The sequence below is a fragment of the uncultured Brevundimonas sp. genome (assembly GCF_963974615.1).
Classification (GTDB): domain Bacteria; phylum Pseudomonadota; class Alphaproteobacteria; order Caulobacterales; family Caulobacteraceae; genus Brevundimonas.
The window spans coordinates 1-14,976 of the sequence record NZ_CAXBDH010000028.1 but is presented as its reverse complement, the minus strand read 5'-3'; the positions used below and the strand labels follow the sequence as shown (position 1 = coordinate 14,976).

16 protein-coding genes are annotated in these 14,976 nt (G+C 68.1%); 10 read left to right on the top strand and 6 right to left on the bottom strand.

The features are described 5' to 3' along the window. The first annotated feature begins 252 nt into the window (after nucleotides 1–252). Nucleotides 253–1,152: a UDP-3-O-acyl-N-acetylglucosamine deacetylase gene (lpxC, locus tag AAC050_RS14245; RefSeq protein WP_339915751.1), complete on the top strand. Its 900-nt coding sequence runs from the start codon at nucleotides 253–255 to the stop codon at nucleotides 1,150–1,152. Here lpxC and pgeF read toward each other — a convergent pair. From pgeF to lgt, 3 genes are all read right to left on the bottom strand, one after another. Beyond that, nucleotides 1,149–1,922, bottom strand: a complete 774-nt coding sequence (gene pgeF / locus AAC050_RS14240; protein ID WP_339915750.1) for a peptidoglycan editing factor PgeF — start codon at nucleotides 1,920–1,922, stop codon at nucleotides 1,149–1,151. The two genes, lpxC and pgeF, sit on opposite strands and share 4 nt — an antisense overlap. A 318-nt stretch (nucleotides 1,923–2,240) precedes the next feature. Further along, a complete protein-coding gene (locus AAC050_RS14235) occupies nucleotides 2,241–3,314 on the bottom strand; it encodes an SAM-dependent methyltransferase (protein WP_339915752.1) in 1,074 nt (357 codons plus the stop codon). Next, nucleotides 3,314–4,210 (bottom strand): prolipoprotein diacylglyceryl transferase, encoded by an 897-nt coding sequence (lgt, locus tag AAC050_RS14230; protein ID WP_339915749.1) that lies wholly within the window; start codon nucleotides 4,208–4,210, stop codon nucleotides 3,314–3,316. The genes AAC050_RS14235 and lgt overlap by 1 nt, the downstream gene beginning before the upstream one ends. 191 nt (nucleotides 4,211–4,401) lie before the next feature. On the opposite strand from lgt, the gene AAC050_RS14225 reads away from it, so the two are divergent. From AAC050_RS14225 to AAC050_RS14215, 3 genes are all read left to right on the top strand, one after another. After that, nucleotides 4,402–4,698, top strand: a complete 297-nt coding sequence (locus AAC050_RS14225) for an accessory factor UbiK family protein (RefSeq protein WP_339915748.1) — start codon at nucleotides 4,402–4,404, stop codon at nucleotides 4,696–4,698. A 79-nt stretch (nucleotides 4,699–4,777) separates the two neighbouring features. Then, nucleotides 4,778–5,281: a YbjN domain-containing protein gene (locus AAC050_RS14220; protein WP_339915747.1), complete on the top strand. Its 504-nt coding sequence runs from the start codon at nucleotides 4,778–4,780 to the stop codon at nucleotides 5,279–5,281. Nucleotides 5,282–5,406: 125 nt separating this feature from the next. After that, entirely contained in the window at nucleotides 5,407–6,225 is an 819-nt protein-coding gene (locus AAC050_RS14215) for a pyrroline-5-carboxylate reductase dimerization domain-containing protein (RefSeq protein ID WP_339915746.1), read from the top strand. Here the strand turns inward: AAC050_RS14215 and AAC050_RS14210 are convergent. The 3 genes from AAC050_RS14210 to AAC050_RS14200 form a co-directional block, all read right to left on the bottom strand. Then, nucleotides 6,211–6,702: a hypothetical protein gene (locus tag AAC050_RS14210; RefSeq protein ID WP_339915745.1), complete on the bottom strand. Its 492-nt coding sequence runs from the start codon at nucleotides 6,700–6,702 to the stop codon at nucleotides 6,211–6,213. The genes AAC050_RS14215 and AAC050_RS14210 overlap by 15 nt on opposite strands. A gap of 81 nt (nucleotides 6,703–6,783) precedes the next feature. Beyond that, on the bottom strand, nucleotides 6,784–8,127 hold the full coding sequence (locus AAC050_RS14205; protein ID WP_339915744.1) for an ATP-binding protein: 1,344 nt from the start codon (nucleotides 8,125–8,127) through the stop codon (nucleotides 6,784–6,786). A gap of 4 nt (nucleotides 8,128–8,131) precedes the next feature. Further along, complete coding sequence (locus AAC050_RS14200; RefSeq protein ID WP_339915743.1) at nucleotides 8,132–8,869, bottom strand: response regulator transcription factor; 738 nt, start codon at nucleotides 8,867–8,869, stop codon at nucleotides 8,132–8,134. A gap of 82 nt (nucleotides 8,870–8,951) precedes the next feature. Here AAC050_RS14200 and AAC050_RS14195 point away from each other — a divergent pair, with 82 nt between their 5' ends. The 6 genes from AAC050_RS14195 (at nucleotide 8,952) to AAC050_RS14170 (ending at nucleotide 14,928) form a co-directional block, all read left to right on the top strand. Further along, a complete protein-coding gene (locus AAC050_RS14195) occupies nucleotides 8,952–9,830 on the top strand; it encodes a branched-chain amino acid aminotransferase (RefSeq protein ID WP_339915742.1) in 879 nt (292 codons plus the stop codon). A 20-nt stretch (nucleotides 9,831–9,850) separates the two neighbouring features. Beyond that, nucleotides 9,851–10,993, top strand: coding sequence for an 8-amino-7-oxononanoate synthase (locus AAC050_RS14190; RefSeq protein ID WP_339915741.1), 1,143 nt, complete (start codon nucleotides 9,851–9,853; stop codon nucleotides 10,991–10,993). Beyond that, on the top strand, nucleotides 10,993–11,616 hold the full coding sequence (gene bioD / locus AAC050_RS14185; RefSeq protein WP_339915740.1) for a dethiobiotin synthase: 624 nt from the start codon (nucleotides 10,993–10,995) through the stop codon (nucleotides 11,614–11,616). Before AAC050_RS14190 ends, bioD begins: the two co-directional genes overlap by 1 nt. Continuing rightward, nucleotides 11,613–12,896: an adenosylmethionine--8-amino-7-oxononanoate transaminase gene (locus AAC050_RS14180; protein WP_339915739.1), complete on the top strand. Its 1,284-nt coding sequence runs from the start codon at nucleotides 11,613–11,615 to the stop codon at nucleotides 12,894–12,896. The genes bioD and AAC050_RS14180 overlap by 4 nt, the downstream gene beginning before the upstream one ends. 110 nt (nucleotides 12,897–13,006) lie before the next feature. Further along, nucleotides 13,007–14,278, top strand: coding sequence for a nucleoside transporter C-terminal domain-containing protein (locus AAC050_RS14175; protein WP_339915738.1), 1,272 nt, complete (start codon nucleotides 13,007–13,009; stop codon nucleotides 14,276–14,278). Nucleotides 14,279–14,310: 32 nt separating this feature from the next. Further along, nucleotides 14,311–14,928, top strand: a complete 618-nt coding sequence (locus AAC050_RS14170) for a glutathione S-transferase (RefSeq protein ID WP_339915737.1) — start codon at nucleotides 14,311–14,313, stop codon at nucleotides 14,926–14,928. Nucleotides 14,929–14,976: the final 48 nt, after the last annotated feature.

Genomic DNA, 14,976 nt, shown 5'->3' with positions numbered 1-14,976 from the left:
TCTGGACCATTTTTTGGATTCAGGTCGATTCGACCTGAAACAAAAATGGTCTAGCCGTTTGATTCGGTTCAGTTAAACGAACGCCCCGGAGCCTCTGGCCACCGGGGCGTCTTCGTGTCGCGGGCGAAGAGTTTCCCAAAACGAAACAATCCGAAACCCGACTTTCATTTCGCACTTGCGGCCGGGCCGCTAGACGGTCTGCGAGTAAAACTCCGTGCGCAGACGTCGCCGGCGGTATCAGTGAGCTTGAGTTTGTCGGTCAGAAACGACCATCACCAGAAGACGACCATCGCCCCTGCGATCATCGCGGGCGTGGGCGTGCACACCGGTCAGCGGGTGCGTCTGGCTGTGCGTCCGGCCCCGACCGGCACCGGCATTGTCTTCGTGCGGACCGACATCAAGGACCGCGACAACCGTATCCCGGTCTCGGGCGAGGCTGTCGTCGACGCCCGCCTGAACACCATGATCGAGAATGCCGCCGGGGTGCGGCTGTCGACCATCGAGCATCTGATGGCCGCCTTCTGTGCCCTGGGCGTGTCCAATGCCGTGATCGAGGTCGACGGCCCTGAACTGCCGATCCTCGACGGCTCGGCCCTGCAATTCGTCCAGCTGCTGGACCGCGCCGGCTTCCGCCGTCAGGAAGCCCCGGTCCGCTATATCGAGATCCTCGAGCCGATCCGCGTCGCTGACGGTGACAAGACCGCCGCCCTGCTGCCGTGTGACCGCTATGAGATGCGGTTCGAGATCGATTTCCCGACCCCGGTGATCGGCAATCAGGTGGTGGATTTCGTCGTCGACGAGGACACCTTCCGCACCGAGATCATGGCCGCCCGCACCTTCGGCTTCGCCCATGAGGTCGAGGCCCTGCGCAAGGCCGGTCTGGCCCGCGGCGGCAGCCTCGAGAACGCCGTGGTCATCGACGGCGACGAGATCCTCAATCCCGGCGGCCTGCGCATGGAACGCGAGTTCGTACGCCACAAGGCGCTGGACGCGATCGGCGACCTGTACGTCCTCGGCGCGCCCCTGCTGGGCCGCTACGAAGGGGTCAAGGCCGGCCACCACATCAACAACCTGCTGGTCCGCGAACTGCTGGCCAACCCGCAGGCCTGGCGCGAAGTCACCCGCGTGCCCGAGCTGGCCCAGGTCGGCTAGAGGCTGATCGCCGACATCAACCGCCCGAAGTCCGGCTCACCGTTCAGATGCGCCCGCCGGTTCGAATAGAACCGTGCTGCATCCGCCCGCGTGTCGTCCCCGGTCCATTCGGCCGTGCCGATCCCGGCCTGCTCCAGCCGCCACAGCACGAAGCCGGGCAGGTCGAACTGGCGGCGGTCGGTGGCGACGCCGGGCGCGAAGAACCGCTCGCAGCCCGGATCATGGTGGGTGAACCGGTCCATGAAAGCCGTGTCGACCTCATAGGAGGGCTGGGCGATACAGGGGCCGACCACGGCCACCGTCCGGCCCGGCTCGGCACCCAGGGCCTGCATGGCGGCGACGGCGCTGTGCACCACCCCGTCCAGCGCCCCCTTCCAGCCGGCATGGACGGCGGCGACCACCCCGGCCTCGGCATCGGCCAGCAAGATCGGGGCGCAGTCGGCGGTCAGGACGGCGCAGATCACGCCGGGGGCTGCTGTGACCACGGCATCGCCCTCGGGCCGGTCACCCTTCCAGCCGGTCTCGGCCACCCGGGTGACGACGGAATGGATCTGGTAGCAGGCGGCCAGGTCATTGGCGCTTCCGCCCATCCAGTCGGCCACGCGGCGCCGGTTTTCGGCCACGGCCGCCGGGTCGTCCTGCGAGCCGATGCCGGTGTTCAGTCCTTCGTAGAGTCCGGTCGAGACCCCGCCGGCCCGCGTGAAGAAGCCGTGGCGCACCCCGGCCTGCGTCAGCAGCGGATGGGTGATGGGGGTCAGAATTTCACTCACCCCCGACTCATATCGGCCCCGCACCCGCTTGTCGCGGTCCCGACCTGCGTCCGGAACCGGCGTAGCGTGCGCCTATGATCAAATCATCGCGACGCAGCGGACGCGGCGGCCCGGCCGAGGCCCTGATCTCCGAGGTGATGGAGGATGCCAACGAAGACCCTTCCCCCCTTGCGGGGGAAGGTGGCTCGCGCAGCGAGACGGATGGGGGCCTGTCGACCGTCGTCCCCGCGTCCGTCGGGTCGCACGTTGAACGCCTCCCCCCATCCGAGCGGCTCCGCCGCCCACCTTCCCCCGCAAGGGGGGAAGGATGCAGGGCCTTCAGTCCTCGAAGCCGGACACGATCAGGGATCGGGGGGAGAAAATGGCGGCGGCCTTGAACAGGGTGCCCATCTGATCGTCGGCGGTCAGCCGGTTCAGCTGGCGATCAATTACCGGAGACGCGTCGGGGCGGCTGGACTTCAACGCCTCGGCCCGGGCCTCGATCCCGAGCCGGTTGAGGAAATCCCCCTGGCCACGACAGCCGGTGACGTCGGCCCCGGCGTGGACGGCCGCCTCCAGCACGGTGGGGAAGTCGGCCCACTGGGTCAGGTCGGCCTCGCCGGGGGAGGTCAGCGGATCGACCTTGCGATGGCGGTACAGGCCCTGCAGCGTATCGCCCGCCTCGGGCCGGGCCCGGCCATAGTCGATCAGCAGCGCGACCCCGGAGGCGGCGCTGACCAGATGGGCCAGATCGCGGCCGAAGGCGGCCTGCTGATCCGAAATCTCGATCGTCTGGCCGGGCTCGACCGCGAAGCCGGGGCGTTTGAAGCCGCCGCTGATGGTGACCAGACCGAACATCAGCTCGCCCGCCTCGGTCACGCCGACGCGCCGCTCGGCCCAGCCGTCCTCCGTCTTCACGAACTGACGCGCGGGCAGACAGTCCAGTACCTCATTGGCGATCAATATCACCGGGGCGTCGGTCTCGACCCGGTCCAGGGCCGAGACCCAGCGCGGATGCACGTCACTGTCGGCCAGCATCTTCGCCTGCATCGCCCGCAGCGGGGCGCTGGGTTCGATCAGGATCAGGTCCACCGCCTGCAGGAAGTCCGGCACCAGCCGTGCGGCGCGCAAGGCGTCGGCCATCAGGGTCCCGTCGCCGGGGCCGACCTCGACCAGCCGCACCCGTTCCGGGGCGCCCAGCCGTTGCCAGGTCTCGACCGCCCACAGACCGATCAGTTCGCCGAACATCTGGCTGATCAACGGGGCGGTGATGAAGTCGCCGCCCTCGCCCAGGGCCGGTCGGGTGGCATAGTAGCCGTCCTGCGGGTCATGCAGGCAGCGGCTGACATAGTCGGCCACCGACATCGGCCCGGTCAGGGCGATCTCGCGCGCCAGCCGGTCCTTCAGCGCCATCAGTCGGCCGCGGGCGCGACCGGGGGCCGGCTCCAGGCACGCCAGACCAGCCACGCCCCGATCAGCATCATCGGCACGGACAGGATCATGCCCATGGTCAGGCCCAGTGGCAGGTGATCGAGTCCGAAGTCGGGCTGACGCACATTCTCCAGCGAGACCCGGATCAGGCCGTAGCCCAGCAGGAACAGGCCGGTGACATAGCCCGGCTTGGCCAGCAGCTTCACCTTCCAGACGGCCAGCGACAGGATGGCCAGCAGGACGATCCCTTCCAGTCCCGCCTCATAGAGCTGGCTGGGATGGCGCACCACGTCGCCGGGACCGACCCCCATATACTGGCAGGTCGCTCCGTAGATTTCCCGCGCGTGGTTATTGCAGAAATTGACGCCCCAGGGGGCGGTCGTTTCCCGGCCCCACAGCTCGCCGTTGACGAAATTGGCGACGCGCCCGAAGGCCAGACCGATCGGCACGACGGGAGCCACGAGGTCGCTGAGGCTGAGCAGGCGGACACCGTTCCGGCGCGCAAAGCCGATCATGGCCACGGACACGCCGATCAGGCCGCCGTGGAAGGACATGCCGCCGTCCCACACCCGGAACAGGGCCAGTCGCTGCTCCCATCCGATGCCGGTAAACATCTCTGCGTACAGTTCCGGCCGGTAGAACAGGGCGTAGCCCAGACGTCCGCCGACGATGATGCCCAGCGTGATCCAGAGCACCAGATCGTCCAGTTGCAGCGGAGTCACGGGCGGCCTGCCCGGGGCCCAGACGGCGACGCTCTTCACCAGCCGGGCGGCGTACCACCAGCCCAGCATGATGCCGGTGACATAGGCCAGGGCATACCAGCGGATATCCAGCGGACCGATGCTGAAAAATACGGGATCGAATTCGGGAAAGGGCACGGGGCCTCCTGCAACCGTTTGTCACCGCCGTTTAGCAAGTGTCAGCGCGTCCGTCGCGGGTTTTCAGTCGCCCCCCTTCCGCCCCATAGGTGCCATAAGCCGCAGCGACATAAAGGATTCGTTCACCATAAAGGGCGGACCATCCCCCACACAGGCTCCCGGACGCCGGTTCCGGGGCGGAGATATCCTGAATGCAAACCCGCAACCCCATCCTCGACGAGTTCGCCAAACTGACCACCGGTGCCATGGGCCTGGCCCAGGCCGCGGGCGATGAGGCCAAGGCGGCCTTCCGGTCGCAGACCGACAGGATGGCCGCCGAGATGGATCTGGTGCGCCGCGACGAGTTCGACGTCCTGAAGGCCGAGGTCGCCGCCCTGCGGGCCGAACTGGCGGCGTTGAAGGGCGCAAAATCCTCTGCAGCCAGACAAAAGAAGCCTGGAAAGGGAACGTCCACAGCCTCCGTTCCCGCACAGGACGCAGGCAGTTGAGCCGAATCTGCGAACACGACTACCGTGTGTTGATGGCGCGTGAGTCGCGCGCCATGCCCCGAATGATTGGCACCCCTCGATGAATGCTGTTGGGCCCGAAGAGGTCGACCTTCCCTATGATCCGCTGGATGTCGTCGAGCATGTGCTGACCGCCGAGAATCTGCCGTTTGATCGTACGGATGACGGTGACCTCGCCTTTGCCCTGGCCGGGGACTGGAAGGACTATGAGCTGTGGTTCGCCTGGCGTCCCGAGGGCGATTGCCTGCAGCTGTGCTGCGCCCTTGATCTGCGCGTCAGCAAGGGCCGCCGCACCGCCGCCTATGAATTGATCGCCCTGGTCAACCAGCGCACCTGGCTCGGCCATTTCGAGGTCTGGCCCGAGGACGGCGAAATCGTCTTCCGTCATTCGCTGGCCCTGCCGCACGGCGAACGCCCGACCCTGGCCCAGGCGGCCTCGATGATCGATGCCGCGGTCGAGGCGGCGGACCGCTATCATCCGGCCTTCGCCTTCATGCTCAAGGGCAACCGGAAACCGCAGGAGGCCATCGACGCCTGCCTGTTCGAGACTCTCGGCAACGCCTGATCGTTAGGCCATCAGACGATCGTGCGCCCGACTGCGGGTGACAGGAACGGTCTGAAGCCATATGCCCTGCGCCTGAAGCGTCCCGACCGTTCGTCGGGACGCGGCATATTCAGGAGTGCCCCGCCGTGGCCAAAGCAGACATCGAAGACACCCGCCGCCGCCCCGTCGTGCTTCTGGGCTGCGGCCGGCTGGGCTCGGCCATCGCCGAGGGCTGGCTGGCGACCGAGGCGCTGGATCCCGCCGACCTGATCATCCTGACCCCGTCGGACAAGCCCGTGGCCGAAGCCGCCCGGGCCCGTGGGGCCTGGATCAATCCGCCGCCCGAGGCCCTGGCCGACGCCGGTGTTCTGGTGATCGCGGTCAAGCCCGCCATGTGGCGTGCCGCCGTCGCCCCGCTGATCGCAGGCCTGCCCGCCGATACGGTGATCGTGTCGGTGATGGCCGGGGTCCCCGACGCGGCCCTGTCCGGGACATTCAGCGGCCATCCCGTGGTCCGGGTCATGCCGACCACGGCGGTCGCTCAGGGCCGCGGCGTGGCGGCCCTGTCCTCGAGCTCGGACATTGCCCTCGATGCGGCGCGAGCCCTGTTCGCGCCGATCGCGACCGTGGTTCAGCTGGACGACGAGGCCCGGATGAACGCCGCCACGGCCGTCGCCGGTTCGGGACCTGCCTTCGTCTATTCGTTCGTGCAGGCCATGGCCGCTGCCGGTGAAGCCGCCGGGCTGGATCCGGTCGCCGCCGAGGCCCTGGCCCGGGGGGCCTTGCGCTCGGCCGGGTCGGGTGCCGACACCGGTCGCCCGCTGGCGGACCTCGTCTCCCAGATCGCGGCCCCCGGCGGCACCACCCAGGCCGGGCTGGACGCCATGGCTGACAGCGTCGCCGCTCCGGCCACGGCCGCGATCAACGCCGCCGCGACCCGGGCCGAGGAATTATCGGGTCACTAGCCGCCCGGCCACCAGATTGGCAGCCAGCCGGTCAAAGGCCCGGTCGGCATCCTGCCAGGTGCCGAAGCCGTGCACCTCGGTGATGTTGCTCGTGTACCAGTCATAGCGGACCGGCAGGTGCTGGCCGTCGGCCGTCACCACCTCGCCCTCGATCGTGGCTCCGCCGGCGCTGAAGCTGCGAAGCGCATCGAGACCGGGTCTCTGCGTCAGCTGTTCGTAGGTCGGACGGTTGGGCTTCAGGTCGGTCAGGACCAGCTCGACCCGGCTGCCCTCCAGCGCCCCGGCCCGGGTCAGGGCGCGACTGACGACGGTCACGAGCGCTTCGGCCTGCCGCTGGACGTCGCGTTCGCCCAGGTCACCGGCCTTTTCCTGCAGTTCGGCACCGATCGTCACCCGCACTTCGGCCGGCTGGGCCTGGGCCGTCGTGGCGATGGCCAGAACCGCGGCGAGGGGAAGCAGAAATACAGAGCCACGCATGGCGACCTCCGATGTTCGCACTGTCGGGACAAGGATGCGCTCACCGGTGCCACTGTGCCAGCGTCGCGCCGCAAAACGTGATCAGCCGGGCAGGCGCACCAGGACCCTCAGGCCACCCATGTCACTGCGGCCCAGGGTGATGTCGCCGCCGTGACCCCGCACCACATCCCGGGCGATGGCCAGGCCCAGCCCCACACCCTTGCGGTTCTGGTTGCGGGCCGGGTCGAGCCGCGAGAACGGCCGGAACGCCTCCTCGTGCATGTCCTCGGGAATGCCCGGGCCGTCGTCCTCGATCACCACCTCCAGCCCGCCCGACGTCAGGGTGCGGGCCGACAGCCGGATGTGCTCACCATGGACGGCGGCGTTGCCCGCCAGATTGTTCAGGGCCCGTTTGAAGGCCATGGGCCGGACCGTGGCGGTCAGATCCGCGGGCACGACCAGCTCGACCTCGACGCCGGCGCGTCGGGCGTCCTCGCCGGCGGCCCCCAGCAGCTCGGCCATGCTGACCGTCTGGGTGGCCTCACCGGCCTCGCCCTGGGCGAAGGCGAGATATTCGTCGATCATATGCTCCATCTCGTCGAGGTCGCCCTTCATCGCCCCGGCCCGTTTGAACGGCGGTGCCAGGGCCAGCTCCAGCCGCAGCCGGGTCAGGGGGGTGCGCAGGTCGTGGCTGACCGAGGCCAGCAGGGCGGTGCGCTGTTCGATGTGACGCTGGATCCGGTCGCGCATGGCCAGGAAGGCGGTCGCCGCGGCCCGCACCTCGCGCGCACCGTGCGGCTTGAACGGCACCGAGGTCTCGCCCCGACCGAAGGCCTCGGCCGCCTCGGCCAGCCGCTCGATGGCCCGCACCTGGTTGCGGATGAACAGGATCGCCACCGACATCAGCAGCACGGTGGCGATGGTCAGCCACAACACGAAGATCTGGGCCTGGGTCGCCACCGCCCGTTCGCGCGGGGCGATGATGCGCAGGACCCCGTCGGCCTGCTGGACCCGGATGTCGACATAGGCGGGATAGCGGGTGGTGTTGAACCAGAACGGCTGGTCCAGCCGCGCCGACAGGGCCTGTTCCAGCGTGCGGTCGACAACCCCGATCGGGCCCCGCTCCTGCTCCTTCGGCAGGACGGCCCCTTCCTGCAGCGCCACCGACAGGGACATGGCCCGCTGGGCCCGGTCGGCAATCACGGCCAGGGTCTCCGGTGTCGGGTCCTCGCTGTAGCTTTCGGCGGCCCAGGCGATATCGCCGGCCAGCCCCTCCGACAGGCGTGCGGTCACGGTCTGCCAGTGGGCGTCGAAGAAGATCCAGGTCACCGCCATCTGCATGATCAGCACCGGCAGGACGATGATCAGCAGCGACCGCCCCCACAGCGAGGTCGGCAGACGCCGCTTCAGGAACCGCGGCCAGCGGCTGGCGGGCAGGATGCGCATCGGTCTAGTCGGGGGCCAGCATATAGCCGACGCCGCGCACGGTCTGGAGATAGCGCGGGTTCTTGGGGTCGACCTCGAGCTTGCGACGCAGACGGGTCACCTGGACATCGACGGCCCGGCCGGTGATGTCGGCGCTGTCGGGCGACAGATTGATGCGTTCGACCGGCGCGTGGGCGTGCAGCGCCAGGGTCTTCAGCAACTGGGCCTCGGCCTCGGTCAGCCGCATGGGCACACCGTCCCGGATCAGTTCCAGCCGCTCCATGTCGAACATGGCCGGGCCCAGCTTGATCTCGCGCGGCGACAGCGGCTTGCCGCCGGTCCGGCGCAGGATGGCCTCGATCCGCAGCACCAGCTCACGGGGATCGAACGGCTTGGTCATATAGTCGTCGGCCCCCCGCGATAGCCCCTCGACCCGGTCGTCCGCCTCGCCCTTTGCCGTCAGCAGCAGCACCGGCGTTTTCGAGGTTTCGGCCCGGCCGCGGACCCAGGAGGTCAGGTCCAGGCCGCTCTCGCCCGGCATCATGATGTCCAGAACCACCAGGTCGAACTCGATCAATTCCATCAGTCGCCGCGCCGCCGCGCCATGGGCGGCCCCGGTGACGCGATAGCCCTCGCGGGCCAGATATTCCTTGAGCAGTTCGCGGATGCGGTCGTCGTCGTCGGCGATCAACAGATGACGGCCGGCTCCGGCTCCGGCGATGGGACCGGAACGGCCGTGCGGGCGCGACTCATGCGCGCTCATGCCGACTCTCGACCGGCCGGGGCGTTGACCTCGGCGGCTTCGAGGGGTCTAAACCGCTCTTCTTCGCGGGAGACGTTATTCAATGGCCTTCGTTCCTTTCGACGATCGTGACGGCTGGATCTGGATGGATGGTGATTTCGTGCCCTGGCGGGAAGCGAAAACGCACGTTCTGACCCATGCCCTGCACTACGGTTCGTCGGTTTTCGAGGGTGAGCGTATGTACGCCGGTGAAATCTTCAAGCTGACCGAACATTCCGAGCGCCTCCAACGCTCGGCGAACATGCTGGATTTCGACCTGCCCTACAGCGTGGCCGAGATCGACGCCGCCTGCAAGGATACCTGCGCCCGTATGGGGCTGGATGACTGCTATGTGCGCCCGGTCGCCTTCCTCGGCCCCGAGGCGGTCAGCGTTTCGGCCTCCAGAAACAAGACCCATGTGGCCATCGCCGTGTGGGAATGGCCCAGCTATTTCGACCCCGAGACCAAGGCGAAGGGCATCCGTCTGGAATGGGCCAAATGGCGCCGGCCCGATCCCATGACCGCCCCCTCGGCGGCCAAGGCGGCCGGCCTGTACATGATCTGCACCATGTCCAAGACCGCGGCCGAGAAGCGCGGCTATGCCGACGCCATGATGCTGGACTGGCGCGGCTATGTGGCCGAGGCCACCGGGGCCAATGTCTTCTTCGTCCAGGACGGCGTGCTGCACACGCCTCCGGTCGACGCCATCCTCGACGGTATCACCCGCCAGACCGTGATCCAGATGGCCGCGGCCAAGGGGATTGAGGTCGTGGTCCGCCACATCCGCCCCGAAGAGCTGTCGACCTTCAGCGAATGCTTCCTGACCGGCACGGCCGCCGAGGTCACCCCGGTCAGTGAAATCGGCGAGTACAAATTCAAGCCGGCGGCGCTGTCGCTGGGCCTGATGGAAGACTACGGCCGGCTGGTGCGACGCCAGACCTGAAACCGGGGTCCCTCCGAACCATGAGCGCCTTTCCGGTCCATGATGCGGACCTGACCCGCCTTGGCGCTGCCGGTCGGCGGCGTGGGCTCGCGCCCCGGCGCGGTATTGATTTCGCGTCGAATGACTATCTGGGTCTGGCCGGTGGTGAGGACCTGACCCGCGCCGTTGCCGCCGCCCTGGCCCGGGGAGTGCCCGTCGGCTCGGGCGGTTCGCGGCTGCTGCGTGGCAATCATCCCGAACATGAAGCCCTCGAGGCCAAGGCCGCGGCCTTCTTCGGTGCCGGGTCGGCCCTCTATTTTTCGACCGGCTATGCGGCCAACACGGCGCTTCTGGCCACCCTGCCGCAGCGTGGCGATCTGGTGCTTCACGACGCCCTGATCCATGCCAGCGTGCATGAGGGGCTGCGTCTGGGGCGGGCCGAGGCGATCGCCTTTGCGCACAATGATGTGGCCGCCGTCGCCGACGCGATCGGCCACTGGCGTGATCAGGGCGGTTCGGGGCGCATCTGGATCGCGGTCGAGAGCCTGTACAGTATGGACGGCGATCAGGCACCGCTGGCCGAGCTGATGGCCGTGGCCGATCGTCACGACGCGGTGCTGCTGATCGATGAAGCCCATGCGACGGGCGTGTTCGGTCCCGGCGGACGCGGCCTGGCGGCGGCCCTTCAGGGGCGGGACAATGTCGTCACCCTCCATACCTGCGGCAAGGCCATGGGCGGGGAGGGGGCGCTGGTCTGTGGCCACCCGACGGTGATCGATTTCCTGATCAACCGTGGTCGCGCCTTCATCTTTTCGACCGCCCCGTCGCCGCTGATGGCGGCGGCCATGCGGGCGTCGCTGACCCTGATCCGGGACGACGCGGCGCGCGGTCGTCTGCAGTCCCTGACCCGGGCCGCCGGGGCTCTGCTGGCTGACCGTCTCGGTGTGGCGGCGACGGGGTCGCAGATCATTCCGGTCGTCCTCGGCGATGAGGCCCGCACCATGACGGTGGCCCGGGCCCTGCAGGACGGCGGCTTTGACGTCCGTGGCATTCGCCCGCCGACCGTACCGCCCGGTACCGCCCGCCTGCGCCTGTCCCTGACGCTGAATGTCGATCTGGCGGCGGTCGAGGCGCTGGTCACCGCGCTGGAACCCCTGTTGCAACAGACATCCGGAACGCCCTGATGCCAACCCTCGTCGTAACCGGCACCGGCACAGACATCGGCAAGACCGTGTTTGCGGCGGCCCTGACGGCAGCCCTCGACGGTTGCTACTGGAAACCGGTCCAGGCCGGCCTTGAGGAACCGACCGACCTTATGACGGTGGCGGCCCTGACCGGCTTCGGTCCCGAGCGTCTGTTGCCCGAGGCCTGGCGGCTGGTCACTCCGGCCTCGCCCCACCACGCCGCGCGTCTGGACGGGGTGCATATCGATGACCTGGCCCTGACCCCGCCGCCCTGCGACCGGCCGCTGGTGATCGAGGGGGCGGGCGGTGTGCTGGTGCCGCTGAACCCGACCACCGTCTATGCCGACGTCTTCGCGCGCTGGGGCCTGCCGGTCGTAGTCTGCGCCACCACCGCTCTCGGCACGATCAACCACACCCTGCTGACCCTTGAGGCGCTGCGGGCCCGCGACATTCCCGTGCTGGGGGTGGCCTTCATCGGCGACGCCATGGACAGCTCCGAGACGGTGATCGCCGATCTGGGCAAGGTGCGGCGGCTGGGCCGGCTGCCGTGGCTGGACCCCCTGACCCGCGCCGGTCTGGCCGAGGCCTTCGCCGCCAATTTTGACCTGGCGGACTTCCGGTGAGCGGGGTTGATGACCCGTCGCCGGTCTGGCGGCCCTTCACCCAGCACGGCCTGAATGAGCCGGTGCCGATGGTGGTTCGGACCGAGGGGGCGGCCCTGCACACCGACGACGGGCGGCGCATCATCGACGCCATCTCCAGCTGGTGGGTGATCACTCACGGCCACAGCCATCCGCGCCTTCAGGCCGCCCTGCGCCGCGCCAGCGAACGCTATGACCAGATCATCTTCGCCGGCTGGACCCATGAACCGGCCGAAACCCTGGCCCGGGAACTGGTGGCGATGACACCGGAGCCGCTGCGTCACGTGTTCTATTCGGACAGCGGCTCGACCAGTGTCGAGGTGGCGTTGAAGATGGCGCTGGGCTTCTGGGCCAATACCGGCCGGCCGCGCCATCGCATCGTGACGATGCAGCACGGCTATCACGGTGACACCATCGGCACGATGTCGGTCGGCGAGCGTGGCGTGTTCAACCGGGCCTATGCGCCCCTGCTGTTCGACGTCGCCACCATCCCCTTTCCGTCGCCGGGGGCGGAGCAGGTCACGATCGATGCGCTCGAGGCGTTCTGCCGCCAGGACCCGGCCCCGGCCGCCTTCATCGTCGAGCCGCTGATCCTCGGGGCCGGCGGCATGCTGATCTATTCCGCGGCGGTGCTGCGCGCCATGGCCGAGGTCTGCGCCCGCCACGAGGTGCTGTTCATCGCCGACGAGGTGATGACCGGTTGGGGCCGCACCGGCACCCGTCTCGCCTGCGAACAGGCCGGGGTCACGCCCGACATCCTGTGCCTGTCCAAGGGACTGACCGGCGGAGCCCTGCCGTTGGCCGTCACCCTGGCGACCGGCCCGATCTTCGAGGCCCACCGCTCGACCGACCGGTCCCGGATGTTCTTCCACTCGTCCAGCTACACGGCCAATCCGATCGCCTGCGCGGTCGCCGTCGAGAACCTGGCCATCTGGCGCGACGAGCCGGTGCTGGAGCGTATCGCCGCCCTCGGGACGGCCCAGGCCGGGCATCTGGACCGGTTGCGCGACCATCCGGCCCTGACCCGCCATCGACAGCTGGGCACCATCGCGGCGGTCGATTTCAATGGCGCACGGGACGGCTATCTGTCGGGACTGGGGCCGTGGTTGCTGGCCTTTTTCCGCGACCGCGACCTGCTGATCCGCCCGCTGGGCGACACCGTCTATGTGATGCCGCCCTACTGTATCGACGCCCCGGATCTGGACCGGGTCTGGATCGCCATCGCCGAAGCAGCCGATGCCGTGGCCGCGCGGGGCGACTGATCCTGCGGGGGCCGATGAGGCCCCGATTGATCATCTCTTGCCAGATGGCTCGCGCTCGCGTTCAACCGGATCAGAGACGTCCGGCGGGGGCCGGACGGGGGAATCCATTGATGTTCAGCCTTCTGAACCTGCAGAGCCTGTTCGGGCTTGTCGTCATCATCGCTGCCTGCTGGGCCATGTCGGAAAACCGGCGGGTCTTTCCCTGGCGGCTGGCACTGGGGGCGGTGGCCGTCCAGGCGGGGCTGGTGCTGGCCCTGTTCGCCATTCCGGGATCGCAGAATGTACTGGCCGCGGTGACCGGGGCCGTCGACGGCCTGACCCACGCCTCGGCCAAGGGGGCCCAGTTCGTGTTCGGCTATCTGGCCGGGGGCGACCAGCCCTACGTCGTCGAGAACCAGCCGGCCCTGTTCACCTTCGCCTTCAACGTCCTGCCGATGATCCTGGTGATCTCGGCCCTGTCGGCCCTGCTGTGGCACTGGAAGATTCTGAAATGGATCACCCACGGCTTCGGCATCCTGTTCCAGCGCACCATGGGACTGGGCGGGGCCTCGGCCCTGGCGGTGGCGGCCAATATCTTCCTCGGCATGATCGAGAGCCCGATCGTGATCCGCGCCTATCTGGACAAGCTGACCCGCTCGGAACTATTCCTGATGATGGTGGTCGGCCTCGCCACCGTCGCCGGCTCGACCATGGTCGCCTATGCCGCGATTCTGCACGACGTCCTGCCCAATGCGGCGGGCCATGTTCTGGTCGCCTCGATCGTCTCGGCTCCGGCCGGGATTCTGCTGGCCCGCATTATCGTGCCCGAGATCGTCGGCGCCGGCGGGGCTGGTGCCGAATACGATTCCGCCCTGAAGTACGACAGCGCCATCGACGCCATCGTCAAGGGCACGGCCGACGGCCTGATGGTGGTGCTGAACATTTCGGCCGTGCTGATCGTGTTCGTCGCGCTCGTGGCCCTGGTCAATGTGATGCTGGGCGGCTTCTGGCTGTTCGGCGATCACGTCACCGTCGAGCGTCTGCTGGGCTGGGTCTTCATGCCCGTGGCCTGGCTGACCGGGGTCGAATGGTCCGAGGCGGGCAAGGCCGGCTGGCTGCTGGGGGTCAAGCTGACCCTGACGGAGTTCGTCGCCTTCATCGAACTGGGCAAGGTGCCGCTCGGCGACATGAGCGAGCGCACCCGCATGTTGATGACCTACGCCCTGTGCGGCTTCGCCAACATCGGTTCGGTCGGCATCACCGTCACCGGCCTGTCGGTATTGATGCCCGACCGGCGCGAGGAGGTGCTGGGCATGGTCTGGAAGGCCCTGTTCGCCGGCTTCCTCGCCACCCTGATGGCCGCCGCCGTGGTCGGTGTCTTGCCCGCCCGCATCTTCGGCTGATAGGGTTGCGTTAGAAAACGGAGGATCGGCTCATGAAATTGTTCGATTACGCGCGCGCGCCGAATCCGCGCCGGGTCCGCTGGCTGATGGCCGAGAAGGGCATCGAGGACATCGAGATCGTTTCGGTCGATCTGGCGACTGGCGAGCACAAGGCCCCGGAATACCGCAACCGGATCGGCCTGGCCCATGTTCCGGCGCTGGAACTGGATGACGGCAGCTGTATTTCGGAATCCGTCGCCATCTGCCGCTATCTCGAGTCGCTCTATCCCGAGCCCAATCTGTTCGGCCGCGACGCGCGCGAACAGGCGGTGATCGAGATGTGGACCCGGCGCTGCGAGATCTATCTGGCCAATCCGATGATGATGGCCGTGCGCCACACCCATCCGGCTCTGGCCCTGATGGGCCCGCAGAACCCCGAGGTCGGGACCTATAACCTGGCCGAGGCCGAGAAGATGATGAAGACGCTGAACCGGCATCTGGCCGATCGCGAATTCATCGCCGCCGACCGCTTCACCATGGCCGATCTGGTCACCGTCACCGGGCTCGATTTCGCCCGTCTGATCAAATACCAGCCGCCCGAGGCGTTCACGCATTTCAACCGCTGGCTCGCGGCCAGCCGTGCCCGCCCGGCGGCGAAGGCCGGGCTCTAGATGTGGAGCCTCAACAGGTTGTCCTCGGCGAGGGCGAGTCTGCTGATG